At 67.2% G+C, this 14152-nt stretch carries 14 protein-coding genes and 1 pseudogene; 8 read left to right on the forward strand and 7 right to left on the reverse strand.

Annotated features, from left to right (window positions below; genetic code table 11):
• Nucleotides 1-168: 168 nt before the first annotated feature.
• The gene (locus AC4OR5_RS24520; protein WP_003138874.1) at nt 169-1374 is read right to left on the reverse strand and encodes an NAD(P)/FAD-dependent oxidoreductase; all 1206 of its coding nucleotides are present in this window, start codon (nt 1372-1374) and stop codon (nt 169-171) included.
• A gap of 268 nt (nt 1375-1642) precedes the next feature.
• Here AC4OR5_RS24520 and AC4OR5_RS24525 point away from each other — a divergent pair, with 268 nt between their 5' ends.
• Both AC4OR5_RS24525 and AC4OR5_RS24530 read left to right on the forward strand, forming a co-directional pair.
• Entirely contained in the window at nt 1643-2167 is a 525-nt protein-coding gene (locus tag AC4OR5_RS24525) for an RrF2 family transcriptional regulator (RefSeq protein ID WP_003090553.1), read from the forward strand.
• Nucleotides 2168-2336: 169 nt separating this feature from the next.
• Nucleotides 2337-2837 (forward strand): acyl-CoA thioesterase, encoded by a 501-nt coding sequence (locus AC4OR5_RS24530; protein ID WP_003090555.1) that lies wholly within the window; start codon nt 2337-2339, stop codon nt 2835-2837.
• A gap of 27 nt (nt 2838-2864) precedes the next feature.
• Here AC4OR5_RS24530 and AC4OR5_RS24535 read toward each other — a convergent pair whose 3' ends face one another.
• The 5 genes from AC4OR5_RS24535 to AC4OR5_RS24555 all read right to left on the reverse strand — a co-directional run bounded on the left by AC4OR5_RS24535 (nt 2865) and on the right by AC4OR5_RS24555 (nt 6570).
• Nucleotides 2865-3191, reverse strand: coding sequence for a thioredoxin family protein (locus AC4OR5_RS24535; protein WP_003131054.1), 327 nt, complete (start codon nt 3189-3191; stop codon nt 2865-2867).
• Nucleotides 3192-3271: 80 nt separating this feature from the next.
• The gene (locus AC4OR5_RS24540; protein WP_003119474.1) at nt 3272-4375 is read right to left on the reverse strand and encodes a DUF1615 domain-containing protein; all 1104 of its coding nucleotides are present in this window, start codon (nt 4373-4375) and stop codon (nt 3272-3274) included.
• 113 nt (nt 4376-4488) lie between these two features.
• Nucleotides 4489-5382, reverse strand: a complete 894-nt coding sequence (locus tag AC4OR5_RS24545) for a helix-turn-helix domain-containing protein (RefSeq protein WP_003119473.1) — start codon at nt 5380-5382, stop codon at nt 4489-4491.
• A gap of 169 nt (nt 5383-5551) precedes the next feature.
• On the reverse strand, nt 5552-5833 hold the full coding sequence (locus AC4OR5_RS24550; protein ID WP_003090560.1) for a XapX domain-containing protein: 282 nt from the start codon (nt 5831-5833) through the stop codon (nt 5552-5554).
• Nucleotides 5834-5889: 56 nt separating this feature from the next.
• Complete coding sequence (locus tag AC4OR5_RS24555; protein ID WP_003090561.1) at nt 5890-6570, reverse strand: hydrolase; 681 nt, start codon at nt 6568-6570, stop codon at nt 5890-5892.
• Nucleotides 6571-7176: 606 nt separating this feature from the next.
• On the opposite strand from AC4OR5_RS24555, the gene AC4OR5_RS24560 reads away from it, so the two are divergent.
• From AC4OR5_RS24560 to AC4OR5_RS24585, 6 genes and pseudogenes are all read left to right on the forward strand, one after another.
• Nucleotides 7177-9015: an amidohydrolase gene (locus tag AC4OR5_RS24560; protein ID WP_033963915.1), complete on the forward strand. Its 1839-nt coding sequence runs from the start codon at nt 7177-7179 to the stop codon at nt 9013-9015.
• Between the two features lie 48 nt (nt 9016-9063).
• Nucleotides 9064-10371 carry an OprD family porin gene (locus AC4OR5_RS24565; protein WP_058160145.1) on the forward strand — a complete coding sequence of 436 codons (1308 nt, stop codon included), beginning with the start codon at nt 9064-9066 and terminating at the stop codon, nt 10369-10371.
• A gap of 2 nt (nt 10372-10373) precedes the next feature.
• Entirely contained in the window at nt 10374-11963 is a 1590-nt protein-coding gene (locus tag AC4OR5_RS24570) for an MFS transporter (protein WP_033995200.1), read from the forward strand.
• Between the two features lie 146 nt (nt 11964-12109).
• Nucleotides 12110-12586, forward strand: a complete 477-nt coding sequence (gene tse2, locus AC4OR5_RS24575; RefSeq protein WP_003119469.1) for a type VI secretion system effector Tse2 — start codon at nt 12110-12112, stop codon at nt 12584-12586.
• A gap of 9 nt (nt 12587-12595) precedes the next feature.
• Nucleotides 12596-12829, forward strand: a complete 234-nt coding sequence (gene tsi2, locus AC4OR5_RS24580) for a type IV secretion system immunity protein Tsi2 (RefSeq protein ID WP_003090566.1) — start codon at nt 12596-12598, stop codon at nt 12827-12829.
• A gap of 131 nt (nt 12830-12960) precedes the next feature.
• Nucleotides 12961-13113 (forward strand): annotated as a pseudogene (locus tag AC4OR5_RS24585) (DUF6434 domain-containing protein); the annotation flags it as partial.
• An 8-nt stretch (nt 13114-13121) separates the two neighbouring features.
• Here the strand turns inward: AC4OR5_RS24585 and AC4OR5_RS24590 are convergent.
• Entirely contained in the window at nt 13122-14141 is a 1020-nt protein-coding gene (locus AC4OR5_RS24590; RefSeq protein ID WP_003101519.1) for an AraC family transcriptional regulator, read from the reverse strand.
• Between the last annotated feature and the right edge of the window lie 11 nt (nt 14142-14152).

The raw sequence follows: 14152 nt of genomic DNA on the forward strand, positions 1-14152 counted from the left end.
CCCGCGGGAGAAGGTCGGGCTGTAAGGAAGACCGACGCAACGGCGGATAACCGCTTCGCGGTTATTCGCCCTACCGGAGGCCAGGCATCCGCGCGCCGCTGCATCCCTCTACGCCGCACGGCATCCTCTCCCGCCTGCGGGAGAGGGTTGGGGTGAGGGAAAATCGCCCTACGCCACCACCGGAATCAGCGGGTCGGCCGCCGCCAGCGCCACGGCGCGGTCCGCCGCCGGCGGGTAGATCCACACGCCATTGATCTCGGTCTTGATCTTCTTGCCCTCCTCGCGCACGAACCGTACCTGGCGGTCCCAGCCCTCGGTGAACACCGCGCCCCAGCCGCCGAGGTCGAGACAGGTCACGTACTTCACCTGGCTGTAGGGAATCGGCTCGACGCCGAGCAGGTCGGCGGCCACGTTATTGCCGGCCGAGCGACCCAGGGCGATGGCGTGCTGGCAGGTCATCAGGGCATGGTTGCCGAGGTCGTCGGTAGCCGCGCGGGCCACGTCGCCGGTGGCGTAGACATCGTCGAGACCGAGCACCTTGAGGTTGCGGTCGACATGCAGGCGACCCTGGGCATCGCGCTCGCCCGGAATCTGCCCGGTCAGGGTGCTGGCCCGCACGCCCACGGTCCAGACCACGGTCTTCGCCTCGATCCGCTGGCCGTCGTCGAGCGTCACGCCCTCGGCATCCACCGCCGCCACCGAACGCCCCAGGCACCACTCCACGCCCAGTTCCGCCGAGGCCTCGGCGATCAAGCCGCTCAGGTCCGCGCCCATCGATGCGCCGATGGCGGCGCCGCGGTCGACCACGATCACTCGCAGCGCCGCTTTCTCGCCGAGGATCGCCCGCAGGCGCGCCGGCATCTCGGTGGCGGTCTCGATGCCGGTGAAGCCGCCGCCGGCGACCACCACGGTGTTGCGTGCCGGCGAATCCGGCAAGTCGCGCAGGGCATGCAGGTGTGCCTCCAGGCGCAGGGCGTCTTCCAACTGGTCGACATCGAAGGCCGCGTCGATGCCGACGACACTCGCCGGACGCCACACGCCGCTGCCGGCCGCCAGTACCAGGCGGTCGTAGTCCAGCTGCGCCGGCGTGCCCTCGGCATCGCGGTACTCCACCCGCTTGCCGGCCACGTCGATGCGCTGCGCGCTGCCCTGCACGAAACGCACGCCGACCGCGGCGAACAATTCGCCCAGCGGCGCCGCCATGCGCTGCACGTCAGGCTCGTAGAAACGCGGGCGGATGCGCAGCTCAGGCTGCGGCGCGAGCACCGCGACCTCGACGTCGTCGCGGCCCTGGCGGTCGAGCTGGCGGACTGCGCTCAGCGCGCTCCACATGCCGGCGAATCCGGCACCGACGATCAGGATACGTTGTTTCATTGGGGGCTCCTGGAGGGAAAGGACGGGATGTCCGGAGAAAGGCCTCTCCGTAACTACGACTATATTTGTCGTAGTTACGGAGATCAATCCCCGAAAAGCGCTCCGACAGGCAACCGCCCCTCGCCGTGAAAGAGAGGGAAAGACGGCGAAAACATACGGAAATAAGCCGAGATAGAGCGCTTCAAGGCGGAAGACAGCGGACGACCTGTCCTTGTGAGCGACCTGAAAACCGCGCAGAATATTGCGAATATTTCTGTCGGAGTTAGTGATGGCTCTCTATAGCGCCGGCGTCGAATACGGCATCCACTGCCTGTTGTTCCTCGCCGACGAGAAAGGCGACAGCCGCGAGTCCAGCGTGCGCACCCTCGCCGAGTTGCAGGGCGTGCCGCCGGAACTGCTGGCCAAGGTCTTCACCCGCCTGGCCAAGGCCGGCCTGGTGGCTGCCACCGAAGGCGTGCGCGGCGGCTTCCGCCTGGCGCGGCCGGCCAACGAAATCAGCGTGCTCGACGTGGTCCGCGCCATCGACGGCGACAAATCGATCTTCGAATGCCGCGAGGTCCGCGAGCGCTGCGCGATCTTCGAAGGCAACCCGCCTTCCTGGGCGACCCGCAACACCTGCTCGATCCACGCGGTGATGCTCACCGCGCAGAAGCGCATGGAAGAAGCGCTGGCCCAGCAGACCATCCTCGACCTGGTACGCCGGGTGGGGCGTATCGCGCCGCCGGAGTTCGGCGAAGAAGTGCTGCGCTGGATGGATGCCAGCCGGGAAGGACGCGGCGGCTCCCGCGACTAGCCCTGGCGCATACGGAGCGGCGCCGCAAGCCCGTTTCGCGGAAAACACCATTGTCGACTGCGGTGCTAATCGCGCCGGCGTTTCTCCCTACCCTATCGCCAGAGGCCGCCGCAGAGCGGCCGCCGGCCCACTGCAATGGCCCGTGACCAACTTGCGTGATAGGTGAACGATGGAACCTGGCAGCTACCAACTGACCATGAGCGTGCTCATGACCCCCGACAAGGCGAACTTCTCCGGCAACGTCCACGGCGGCGCGCTGCTCAAGCTCCTCGACGAAGTGGCCTTCGCCTGCGCCAAGCGCTACGCCGGACGCTACGTGGTGACCCTGTCGGTGGATCAGGTGATCTTCCGCGAGCCGATCCATGTCGGCGAACTGGTGACCTTCCTCGCCTCGGTGAACTACACCGGGCGCACTTCGATGGAGGTCGGGGTGAAGGTGATGACCGAGAACATCCACGAGCGCACCGTGCGCCATACCAACAGTTGCTTCTTCACCATGGTGGCGATGGACGACCAGCGCCGGCCGGTGGCGGTGCGTCCACTGGAACCGGAGACCGCGATCGAGAAACGCCGCTACGCCCAGGCCCTGGCCCGGCGCGAGCAGCGCAAGCTGATGGAACTGCGCTACCAGGAGATCCGCGAACAGGTGGATCACGCGATGCCGGCCTGAACACCGCCCGGCCCGCGGGCCGGGTTCTCAGCCCTCGCCGACCAGGCTTTCGAACGCCTCTTCCAGCACGCTGGCGCTGCCGGGGCGAACCACCCGCGCTACCTCCCGGCCGTCGCGAAGAAAGACGAAGGTCGGCCACAGCTTGACCTGGAACGAGCGCCCCAGGCGGCGCCCGGGACCGTCCTCGACCTTCAGGTGGCCGACCTCCGGATAGTCGCCGAATACTTCCGCCAGCAGCGGCTGGGCGGCCTGGCAATGGCCGCACCAGTCGGTACCGAACTCCACCAGCGTCGGACCGGCGAGCCGGTCCAGTTCGTCGCGCGCCGGTGCCTCGGCGCTGTATCGGGTCTTCATACGCTGCTTCTCCATGAACTTGGCTGACAGGACGGCAGACTCCCGCGGCGGCGCCAGGTTCGACCCGCGCGACGATGGACTCAGCGTTTCCGCACGCGCGCCATGCAGCGCTGGTAGCGTTCGTCGACGCGCTTAGCGAACCAGGCGGTGGTCAGCTTGCGGGTGATCTTCGGGCTCTCCAGGGCGATCCCCGGCAGCACGGCGCGGGGCAGCGTCTTGCCGGTGGCGCTTTCAGCCAGGGCGAAGACCTTGCGGTACAGCGCGCTGTCGGCGAACTCCGGGCTGTCGCCCTGCTCCAGCGCCCGGCGGATCGCCGCGTCGCTCATGTCCAGGCGCTTGCCGAGGCTGCGCACGGCCAGTTCGGTGGAGCCCGGCGTGCGCGTGCCGTAGCGGATCAGATCGCCATCCAGCGCCAGCGGAATCCCCGAGACGCGACTCACCGCGCTCTGGAACGCGGCGTTGCGACTGGCATACCAGCCGGCGTTGAAGTCGGCGAAGCGGTACAGCGGCGCCGGGTAGTCCGCCGGATAGCCAAGCAGGTGGGCGATGCCGAAATACATGCCGCCGCGTCGGCTGAACACCTCGCGGCGGATGCTGCCGTCCAGCGGATAGGGATAGCCGTCCGCGTGCTGCTCGGCGAAAGCGATGCTGACCTGCATCGGCCCGCCGGTGTGTACCGGGTTGAAGCCGCCGAACAGCTTGCCGCCCATGGGCACGATGGCGATGAAATCGTCGAATGTCTCGCTCAGTTCCTTCTCCGTGCGCGCCGCGGCCAGGCGCTGGCTGTAGGTGCGGCCATCGGGCGACTTGATATTCAGCGCCGAGCTGACCAGGAACGCCGGCACGTGCAGCTTGCCGGCACGACGCTCGACCTCGCGGGTGGCGATCCTGCCCAGGCCGGCCACCGGCGGGTCGACCTGGTAGGTGGACTCCTGCTCGGTCACCGCCAGCACCGCACAAAGATTCTCGTCGCTGGGGTAGATCTGCTGGGCGGAAAAGGCCGCGTAGATATCGCTGGCCCACCCTTGGCGATCGCGCACCGTGGCCGGCATCAGGCGGACGATCTTCGCCCGTACTTCGTCGGGGTTGGGCGGCGGCGGCTCCGCCGACCGCGAACTGCACCCGGCCAGCGCCAGGAGCATGAGCAACCCCGTTACGCCGCGACCCTGGCGTACTGCTTTCATCTGCGATTCCCTGTTCCGTTGCGAAGTGGGCGGCCGGTGGCGACCGCCGAAGCCAGGGCATTCTAGCCGAGCATCCGGCGGCTTCCGTACCGTCCGTCACGCACGGTCGCGGTTCAGAGCGCTGCGTCGGTGCGCTGCCGCTTGACCCGACGCCAGGTCGAGGGCGAGGCGCCGGCCAGCCGGAGAAAGATCCGCGAGAAATGCGGCTGGTCGGAAAAGCCGCAGGCGACGCCGATCTGCGAAAGCGGTTCGTCGCTGCCCAGCATCAGCTCCTTGGCCCGGTCGACGCGCATGCGCATCAGCCATTCGTGGGGCGAAACACCGGTGCTGCACTTGAAGGCCTTGGTGAAATAGCTGCGCGAGAGCCCGCACTCCTCGGCCAGGCGCGCCACCGATACGCCCTCGGCCAGATGCCCGGCGATCAGCTCCTTGGCCCTGCGCAATTGCCAGGGCGCCAGGCCCTTGCCGGTGCAGACCGGGACCTGGGTCGAAGCGAAGCGATCCTGAACGTGGGTCAACAGCGCCAGCATGACCTGTTCGATGAACAGTTCGTTGCGCTCGCCCGCCCTGGCGAAGCTGGGCAGCAGCGCCAGCGCCAGGTGATAGACCACCGGATCGTCGACACCGATGATCCGCTCCGGCTCGGCGGACGCGCGTTGCCCTTCTTCGTAGAGAAACTCCTTTATCGAAGCGCGCGGCAACATGAAGCGGACATTGTCGTAAGTTGTCCGGTGCTGGCACTTTATTTCATCGCCAAGATAGGCGATGGAGATACTTTTCCGTGGATGTCCGCCATCGAAAACCAGTTTGTTTCCATTCCAGAGACGATGGGAATTGAAATCGCGCAACTGCACGATGACGGAAAACGAATCGGCACAAGGAATATGGATCACCTTGTCCGGATCGGGAGTCGCCTCACTATTGCGAATCAAGGCGTACCCTTCTCCCCTTATGATGTTCCCTGGCGTGGATTGGTCGCCCTTTGTTCTGTCTATGGCAACAGTCATGACTCCCCCTGATTCCATGCGCCTGATGATCTCGTGACACTTTTCTCTCGACGCGAAAAACGACGCACGAAAGCTCCCCCAGAGATTAATCCGAGGGAGCCGTTCCGGGGAAATCTAACCGACGAAGATAACTACCAGATTACTGCGCTGTTACTCGATGATATAGCGCTCAACCCTTTTCCTGTTCCGACGGGCCAGCGGCCTGGTCGAGGCGATGCCGACCCGGTAGTTGCCCCAGCACATGGCCGACCGAACCCGCCTTGTCGCAGGCCGAGGCGAACGCGCAACCGCCGAGCAATTGCTTGCCGACCGGGATGACCTGCTCGCCGAGCAGGATGCCGAGCAACCCCACCAGCGCCACCAGCGGCGGAGCCGGCGAACGCACCTGCAGCAGGCTGTAGACGATCCCCACCAACAGTCCGGCGCCCAGCGACAATACGTAGAGCTTCATCTTCGTTCTCCTTCGCGGCCGTGCCGCCCGGCGGGCCGGAGCGGCACGGCCGGCATTCACTTGGCCGGATTCGGGCCGATGCGTTCGCCGTGGGTCACCCGCTCGGGCGCCTTGTGCACCATGGTGTAGGCGTAGTCCACGCCCATGCCGTAGGCCCCGGAATGCTCCTTGGCGATGGCCATCACGGCGTCGTAGGTATCCCGGCGGGCCCAGTCGCGCTGCCACTCCAGCAGGACCTGCTGCCAGGTCACCGGTACCACGCCGGCCTGGACCATGCGGTCCATGGCGTACTTGTGGGCGTCGCTGGAGGTGCCGCCCGAGGCATCGGCCACCATGTAGATCTCGTAGCCGCCCTCGAGCATGGCGCAGAGGGCGAAGGTGGTGTTGCAGACCTCGGTCCACAGCCCGGCGACCACGACCTTCTTGCGCCCCGCGGCGGCCAGCGAGTCGCGCACGTTCTGGTCGTCCCAGGAGTTCATCGAGGTGCGTTCGAGGATCTTCTGCTCGGGGAACACCGCCAGCAGCTCCGGATAGGTCGGGCCGGAGAAGCTGTCGGTTTCCACCGTGGTGATGGTGACCGGGATGTCGAATACCTTCGCCGCCTTGGCCAGGCCCACTACGTTGTTCTTCAGCGTCTGGCGATCGATGGACTGTACGCCGAATGCCATCTGTGGCTGCTGGTCGATGAAGATGATCTGGCTGTTCTGCGGAGTTAGAACTTCGAGATAGTGGCTCATGATTGTTTCCTGACAACGAACGATGAATTCCAGCTGTTGCGCACAACAGCACGCGGGCCAACAGATAATTTCCCGTGGCCGGCCAGACTATGAAGCATGGATATTGGAAAAAACAAACTTTTCGAGAAAATAAATCACTGAACTGCGACCCTGGATAAAGTTGAACGACGATATTCAAAATATTCGACACATCCATACAAAAAGCGCACACGGAGACAATAAAAAAAAGATTACCAGCTAGCAGAATCGACAGTCCGTCCTATAAGAAAAAGCCCCATGAAGTTCAGGATATTTCTCGCGCCTTACTTGCTATCGATTACCAGCAAGTTGCGCTTGCAGGAGGATGCGTCATTCGGGAAAACCGCTCTTTCGTCCCGTACGTTTCCCGCCGCACCTATCCTGTCCGGTGGCCTCTCTCGCCGCCGCCCTCGCTGACCGATTCCGCCCCGCTGCCAGGAGCACGCCATGAGCCACGATCCGCCGAGCAAGGACCGCCGCCATTTCCTCACTACCAGTTCGGTGCTGGGCGCCGCCGGAGTCCTGTGGTCCGCCCTGCCCTTCGCCAACGCCGCCAGCCTTTCTCCCGCAAGCAACCCAGGAGGTTCCATGACCGCCGACCTGATCCTGCACAACGGCCGCTTCCACACCGTGGACCGCGACAACCCCACCGCCACCGCCGTGGCGATCAAGGACGGCAAGTTCCTTGCCGTCGGCAACGACGCCGAGGCGATGCTCCATCGCGGCAGCGCCACCCAGGTGATCGACCTGCAGAAGCGCACCGTGATCCCCGGTCTCAACGACTCGCACCTGCACCTGATCCGCGGTGGCCTCAATTACAACCTGGAGCTGCGCTGGGAAGGCGTGCCCTCCCTGGCCGACGCCTTGCGCATGCTCAAGAACCAGGCCGAACGCACGCCCAGCCCTCAGTGGGTGCGGGTGGTCGGCGGCTGGAACGAGTTCCAGTTCGCCGAGAAGCGCATGCCGACCCTGGAGGAATTGAACAAGGCCGCGCCGGACACCCCGGTGTTCGTCCTCCACCTGTACGATCGCGCCCTGCTCAACCGCGCCGCCCTGCGCGTGGTCGGCTACACCAAGGACACGCCCAACCCGCCCGGCGGCGAGATCGTCCGCGACAGCAGCGGCGAACCCACCGGCATGCTGATCGCCCGGCCCAACGCGATGATTCTCTACGCCACCCTGGCCAAGGGACCGAAGCTGCCGCTGGAGTACCAGGTCAACTCCACCCGCCAGTTCATGCGCGAACTCAACCGCCTCGGCCTGACCAGCGCGATCGACGCCGGCGGCGGCTTCCAGAACTACCCGGACGACTACCAGGTGATTCGCGAACTGGCCGACCAGGGCCAGCTCACCGTACGCATCGCCTACAACCTGTTCACCCAGAAACCGAAGGAAGAACTCGCCGACTTCAAGAACTGGACCGGCAGCGTCAAGTACGGCCAGGGCAGCGATTTCTTCCGCCACAACGGCGCCGGCGAGATGCTGGTGTTCTCCGCCGCCGACTTCGAGGACTTCCTCGAACCGCGCCCGGACCTGCCGCAGACCATGGAGCAAGAGCTGGAGCCGGTGGTCCGCCACCTGGTGGAGCAGCGCTGGCCGTTCCGCCTGCACGCCACCTACGATGAATCGATCTCGCGGATGCTCGACGTGTTCGAGAAAGTCGACCGCGACATTCCGTTCAACGGCCTGCCCTGGTTCTTCGACCACGCCGAGACCATCACCCCGCGCAACATCGAGCGGGTGCGGGCACTCGGCGGCGGCATCGCGATCCAGGACCGCATGGCCTTCCAGGGCGAGTATTTCGTCGACCGCTACGGTGCCAAGGCCGCCGAGGCCACGCCGCCGATCCAGCGCATGCTCGCCGAGGGCGTGCCGGTGGGTGCCGGCACCGACGCCACCCGGGTCTCCAGCTACAACCCCTGGACCTCGCTGTACTGGCTGGTCAGCGGTCGCACCGTCGGCGGCATGGCCCTGTATCCGCAGGGCCTGCCGCGGGAAACCGCGTTGCAACTGTTCACCCACGGCAGCGCCTGGTTCTCCAGCGAGCAGGGCAAGAAAGGACAGATCAAGGTTGGCCAGCTCGCCGACCTGGCGGCGCTGTCGGCGGACTTCTTCGGCGTCGAGGAAGAGGCCATCAAGTGGATCGAGTCGGTGCTCACGGTGGTCGACGGCAAGGTCGTCTACGCCGCCGCCGAGTTCGACAAGCTCGGTCCGCCGGCGCCGCCGGTGCTGCCGGACTGGTCGCCGGTGGCCAAGGTACCCGGCCACTGGCGGCAAGGCGCGCCGCTGACCGCCCAGGTCCACCAGTGCGTCGGTGCCTGCACGGTACACGCCCACGAGCACAACCGCGCGCGCCACTCCAACGTACCGGTGAGCGACTTCCAGGGCTTCTGGGGCGCATTCGGCTGTTCCTGCTTCGCTTTCTGACGTACCCGGGCGGGCCCTTCGCGGCCCGCCTCGCCCGGAGTTTTCCCGATGATCCGCGTTCGACCGGTCGGCCGCCTGGCCCTTTTCCTGGCGCTGGGCGGCACCTCGCCGTGCCACGCCGCGACACAGGAAGCCAAGGCGCCCGACTACCTGGAGTGGCGCCTGCTCAACCGCAACTACTTCCTCTACAACGACTATCGCCGCGCGGACGCCGGGCGCGGCTACCGCAAGGAATGGGCACACGGCCTGATCGCCGACCTGGAGTCGGCCTATACCCCCGGCCGCGTCGGCTTCGGCCTCGATCTCCACGGCTTCGCCGGCTTCAAGCTCGACGGCGGACGTGGCCATGCCGGCACCGGCCTGTTGCCGCTGGACTCATCCGGCGATAACGCCAGCGAGTATTCCGACGCCGGCGCCGCACTCAAGCTGCGGCTCGGCGAGAGCCTGCTCAAGGTCGGCGAGATGACCGTCGAGACCCCGGTCTTCGATACCAGCGACAAGCGCCTGCAACCCCAGTACGCCAGGGGCTTCTTCCTGCAGAGCGACGACCTCGACCGCGTGCGGATCCAGGCCGGGCGCTTCACCGCCTTCAAGGAACAGGCCTCCAGCTCCGGCCATGGCGACTTCGACGGCTACGGCGCGAGCACCGCCGGCAGCGCCATCGGCTTCGCCGGCGCCAGCCTGGCGGCCAGCGACAACCTGAGCGGCTCGCTGTTCGCCGCGCAACTGGACAACGTCTGGCGCCAGGTCTATCTCAACATGAACCTGCAACGTGCCGCGTTCAGCCTGGATGGCAACCTCTATCGCACGCGCGACCAGGGCCGCAGCCGGGCCGGCGCGATCGACACCCTGGCCTACAGCCTGCAACTGAAGTACCGCGTCGGCGCGCAGGGTTTCTCCCTGGCCTACCAGCGTGTCCATGGGGATACGCCGTTCGACTTCGTCGGAGGTGACTCCATCTACCTCGCCAACTCGATCAAGTACGCCGATTTCAACGGTCCCGGCGAACGCTCCTGGCAGGCCCGCTACGACCTCGACCTGGCCCCGTTCGGCCTGCCGGGGCTGAGCTTCATGGCGCGTTACGTCAGCGGCCGCGCCATCGACGGCAGCCATGCGCCGGCCGGCGGCGCCTACAACCCGCTGGGCGCCGATGGCCGCTACCGGCCCTTGCAGGGCAGCGGCGGCAAGCACTGGGAGCGCGACCTCGACCTGCGCTACGTGTTCGCCTCGGGCCCGCTCAAGGATCTCTCGCTGAACGTCTCGCACCTCAGCCACCGGGCCAACGCGGCCCAGGCCGGCGACGACATCGACCGCCTCTACCTGATCGTCGAATACCCACTCAAAGGCTCGCTCTGACCATGACCGCACCCGCCGCCTCACCCTGGAGTCCCCTGCGCCAAGCCACCTTCCGCTGGCTATGGCTGGCCAGCATCGCCTCGAACATCGGCACCTGGATGCACGAGGTGGGCGCCGGCTGGCTGATGACCTCGCTCTCCGCCAGCCCGCTGAACGTGGCCCTGGTGCAGGTCGCCGGATCGCTGCCGATGTTCTTCCTGGCCCTGCCGGCCGGCGCCCTCGCCGATATCGTCGACAAGCGCCGCTACCTGCTCGGCGTGCAATTGTGGATGGCCTTGGTGGCCACCCTGCTGGCCAGCCTCACCCTGCTCCAGTTGACCAGCGTCTGGCTGCTGCTCGGCCTGACCCTGTGCATGGGCATCGGCACCGCGCTGATGATGCCGGCCTGGAGCGCCACCACTCCGGAACTGGTGGGCAAGGACGAACTGCCGGCGGCGGTGGCGCTGTCCAGTGTCGGGGTCAACCTGGCGCGGGCGGTCGGACCGGCCATCGCCGGGGTCCTGGTGAGCCTGGTCGGCCCCTGGCTGACCTTCGCCCTCAACGCCCTCTCCTTCTTCGCGGTGATCGCCGTGCTGCTGGCCTGGAAACGCAAGGCCGTGCCCTCGGTGCTGCCGGCGGAACGCCTGTTCGGCGCCCTGCGCGCCGGCTGGCGCTACAGCCGCAGCTCGAGGCCGCTGCAATCGGTGCTGGTGCGCGCGGTGGCGTTCTTCCTCGGCGCCAGCGCCGGCATGTCGCTGCTGCCCCTGATCGTGCGCGGCGAACTGCATGGCAACGCCATGGACTTCGGCCTGCTGCTGGGCAGCGTCGGCGTCGGCGCGGTGCTCGGCGCCGCGTTCCTGCCGCGCCTGCGCGAACGCCTCGGCAGCGACCGCCTGGTGCTGCTCTCCAGCGTGCTCTACGCACTGGTGCTGGTGGCCCTGGCGCTGCTGCGCAACCTCTATTTGCTGGTGCCGGTGATGCTGCTCAGCGGCGCGGCATGGATCGCCGTGCTCTCCAGCCTGCAGGTCGCCGCGCAGACCTCCGTGCCGGCCTGGGTCCGCGCCCGCGCGCTGGCGGTCTACATCCTGGTGTTCTTCGGCAGCATGGCCGCCGGCGGCGCCCTGTGGGGTCTGCTCGCCAGCCACCTGTCGATCACCTTCGCCCTGCTCTGTGCCAGCGCCGCGCTGCTGCTCGGCCTGTTCGCGTCGCTGCGCTGCCGGCTGCCGGTCACCGAGGCCGAGGACCTCGCGCCGTCGCTGCACTGGCCGGCACCACTGGTCGACGAAGAGGTGGACCAGGAACGCGGCCCGGTGATGGTCACCCTCGAGTACGACATCGACCCGCAGGACGCCGCGGCATTCCAGGCGGCGATGGTCGAGGTGCGCGCCATGCGTCGGCGCAACGGCGCGGTGTCCTGGGGGCTGGTCCAGGACAGCGGCAACCGTCGCCTGTGGCTGGAGTTCTTCATCGACGAATCCTGGCTGGAGCACCTGCGCCACCACCAGCGGGTGACCCGCGGCGAGTTGCGGGTCGAGGCCGCCGCCCGGCGCTTCCAGAGCGCCGGCGTGGAGGTGCGCATCCGCCATTACCTGCACGGCGCGGCCAGGCCTTGAGCCTGCCGGGCGACGGTCGTCGCCTGCCCCTGGCGGATCCGCCCACGGCTGTTATCCTGCTCGCCGATGGCGCCACAAGGACGGTGGTCGGTAGCGATGCCGCGCACCCGCGGCGCCGCGAACGCAACCCACAGGGAAGTCCATGCATGTCCTACGACTACGAGAAAACCAGCCTCACCCTCTACCGGGCGGTATTCAAGGCCAACTACGACGGCGACGTCGGTCGCTACCTGCGTCCCGACAAGGAACTCGCCGAGGCTGCGGAAGTCGCCCCGCTGCTGCATCCGACCTTCGACAGCCCCAACACCCCTGGCGTCCCCGCCCGCGCGCCGGACATCGTCGCCGGCCGCGACGGCCTCTACGCCCCGGACACCGGCGGCACCTCGGTGTTCGACCGCGCCGGCGTGCTGCGCCGCGCCGACGGCGACTTCGTGATACCCGACGGCACCGACATCCCGCCGGACCTTAAGGTGAAACAGGACAGCTACAACAAGCGCCTGCAAGCCACCCACTACACCATCATGCCGGCCAAGCCGATGTACCGGGAGGTCCTCATGGGCCAACTGGACAACTTCGTGCGCAACGCCATCCGCCGCCAATGGGAAAAAGCCCGCGGGCTCTAGGAGTGAACCATGAACCTGAAACCCCAGACCCTGATGGTGGCGATCCAGTGCGTCGCCGCGCGCACCCGCGAACTCGACGCGCAGTTGCAGAACGACGACCCGCAGAACGCCGCTGAACTCGAACAGTTGCTGGTCGGCTACGACCTCGCCGCCGACGACCTGAAGAACGCCTACGAGCAAGCCCTGGGCCAATACAGCGGCCTGCCGCCCTATGACCGGCTGATCGAAGACCCGGTGTCCTGACGGCCCGTGGGCGGGCCGTCGTTGGCCCGCCCGCTCCAGCGCGCGCAGAGAAACGACAGATGGTCTTCGGCTGGCACGGCGACACCATCACCCGCGACACCGCAGTGTGCCGCGACTAGCGCAACGCCCAGGACGTAGGGCGTTTCCTCGTCGGGCTGCGCGGCGCCGACTTCCGCTTCGATCGTGCCTTCATGGCCTGGATTGGCGACGGCGCGGCAAAGCCCCTGGGCGAGGTGGCGGACGAACGGCGGCGGCGCCACGCCGACACCAGCCCCTCCGCCTGAGCGAACGCTCAGGCGCGGAAATGGCTCGGCGGCTGGCCGCTCCAGCGCTGGAAGGCATGGCGCAGGCTGGCGGTCTCGCTGAAGCCGAGTTCCTCGGCGATCCGGTAGATCGGCATGTCGCCGCTCTGCAACAACTCCTTGGCGCGGGCGAAGCGCAACTCGTCGAGCAATTGCTGGTAGCTGGTGCGCTGCTGCTGAAGGTGCCGGCGCAGGCTGCGCGACGAACAGTTCAGGCGCCGCGCCAGTTCCTCCAGGCCGGGCGGGTCCTGCAGGCGCTCGGCGAGGATCGCCCGGACCTTGTCCAGCCAGGCGCGACGCGCGGCCAGGTCGATGTTCTGCCGCCGGCACTGTTCCAGCATCTCCCGGTGGGTCACCGGGTCGGCCAGCGGCAACGGGCGCTCCAGCCATTCGGCGGCGAAGCCGATGGCGCTGCGCTCGCGTTCGAAGTGCAACTCGCAGGCGAAACCCTCGGCGTAGGCCCGCGCCATCGCCTCGTCGCCGGCATAGTCGAAGGCCGCTTCCAGCAAGGGCAGCGGCTGGCCGAGCAGGTCGGCGCAGGTGACCTTCAACGAGCCCAGGCAAAGCTCGGTGTTGAATGGCCGCAGCGCCTCGTCCTCGCCGTAGCCGGTGGCCACCAGCCAGGCGCGGCCGTCGGCGACCTCCAGCGACAGGTGGAAGTAGGTGCCGAGCAAGACCGGATAGCTGAGGCCGATGCGCAGCGCCTCGCCGAGGGTCGGCGCGGAGAGCAGCGCGTAGCCGAGCAGGCCGTAGGCGGAAATCCGCGTGCGCAGCCCCAGGCGCAGGCCGAGGGCAGGCTCGTCGCTGAGCCGGCAGGCGTTGGCGAACACCTGCTGCTCCTGCCAGGGGCTGATCAGGCGCCGCAGGTCGAGCAGGTCGGCGGGGGTGATGCCACTGCCTTCGAGCAGTTGCTCGCGGGCGAACCCTTCCTTCTCCAGCAGCGAGAGAGTGAGGGTCGACATGTGCAGCGAGTTGAGCCAGGTGGCGCGGGAGAAGGTCGAATCGATCATGGCGTGCCCAT

The sequence above is a fragment of the Pseudomonas sp. YA1 genome (genome assembly GCF_058680555.1).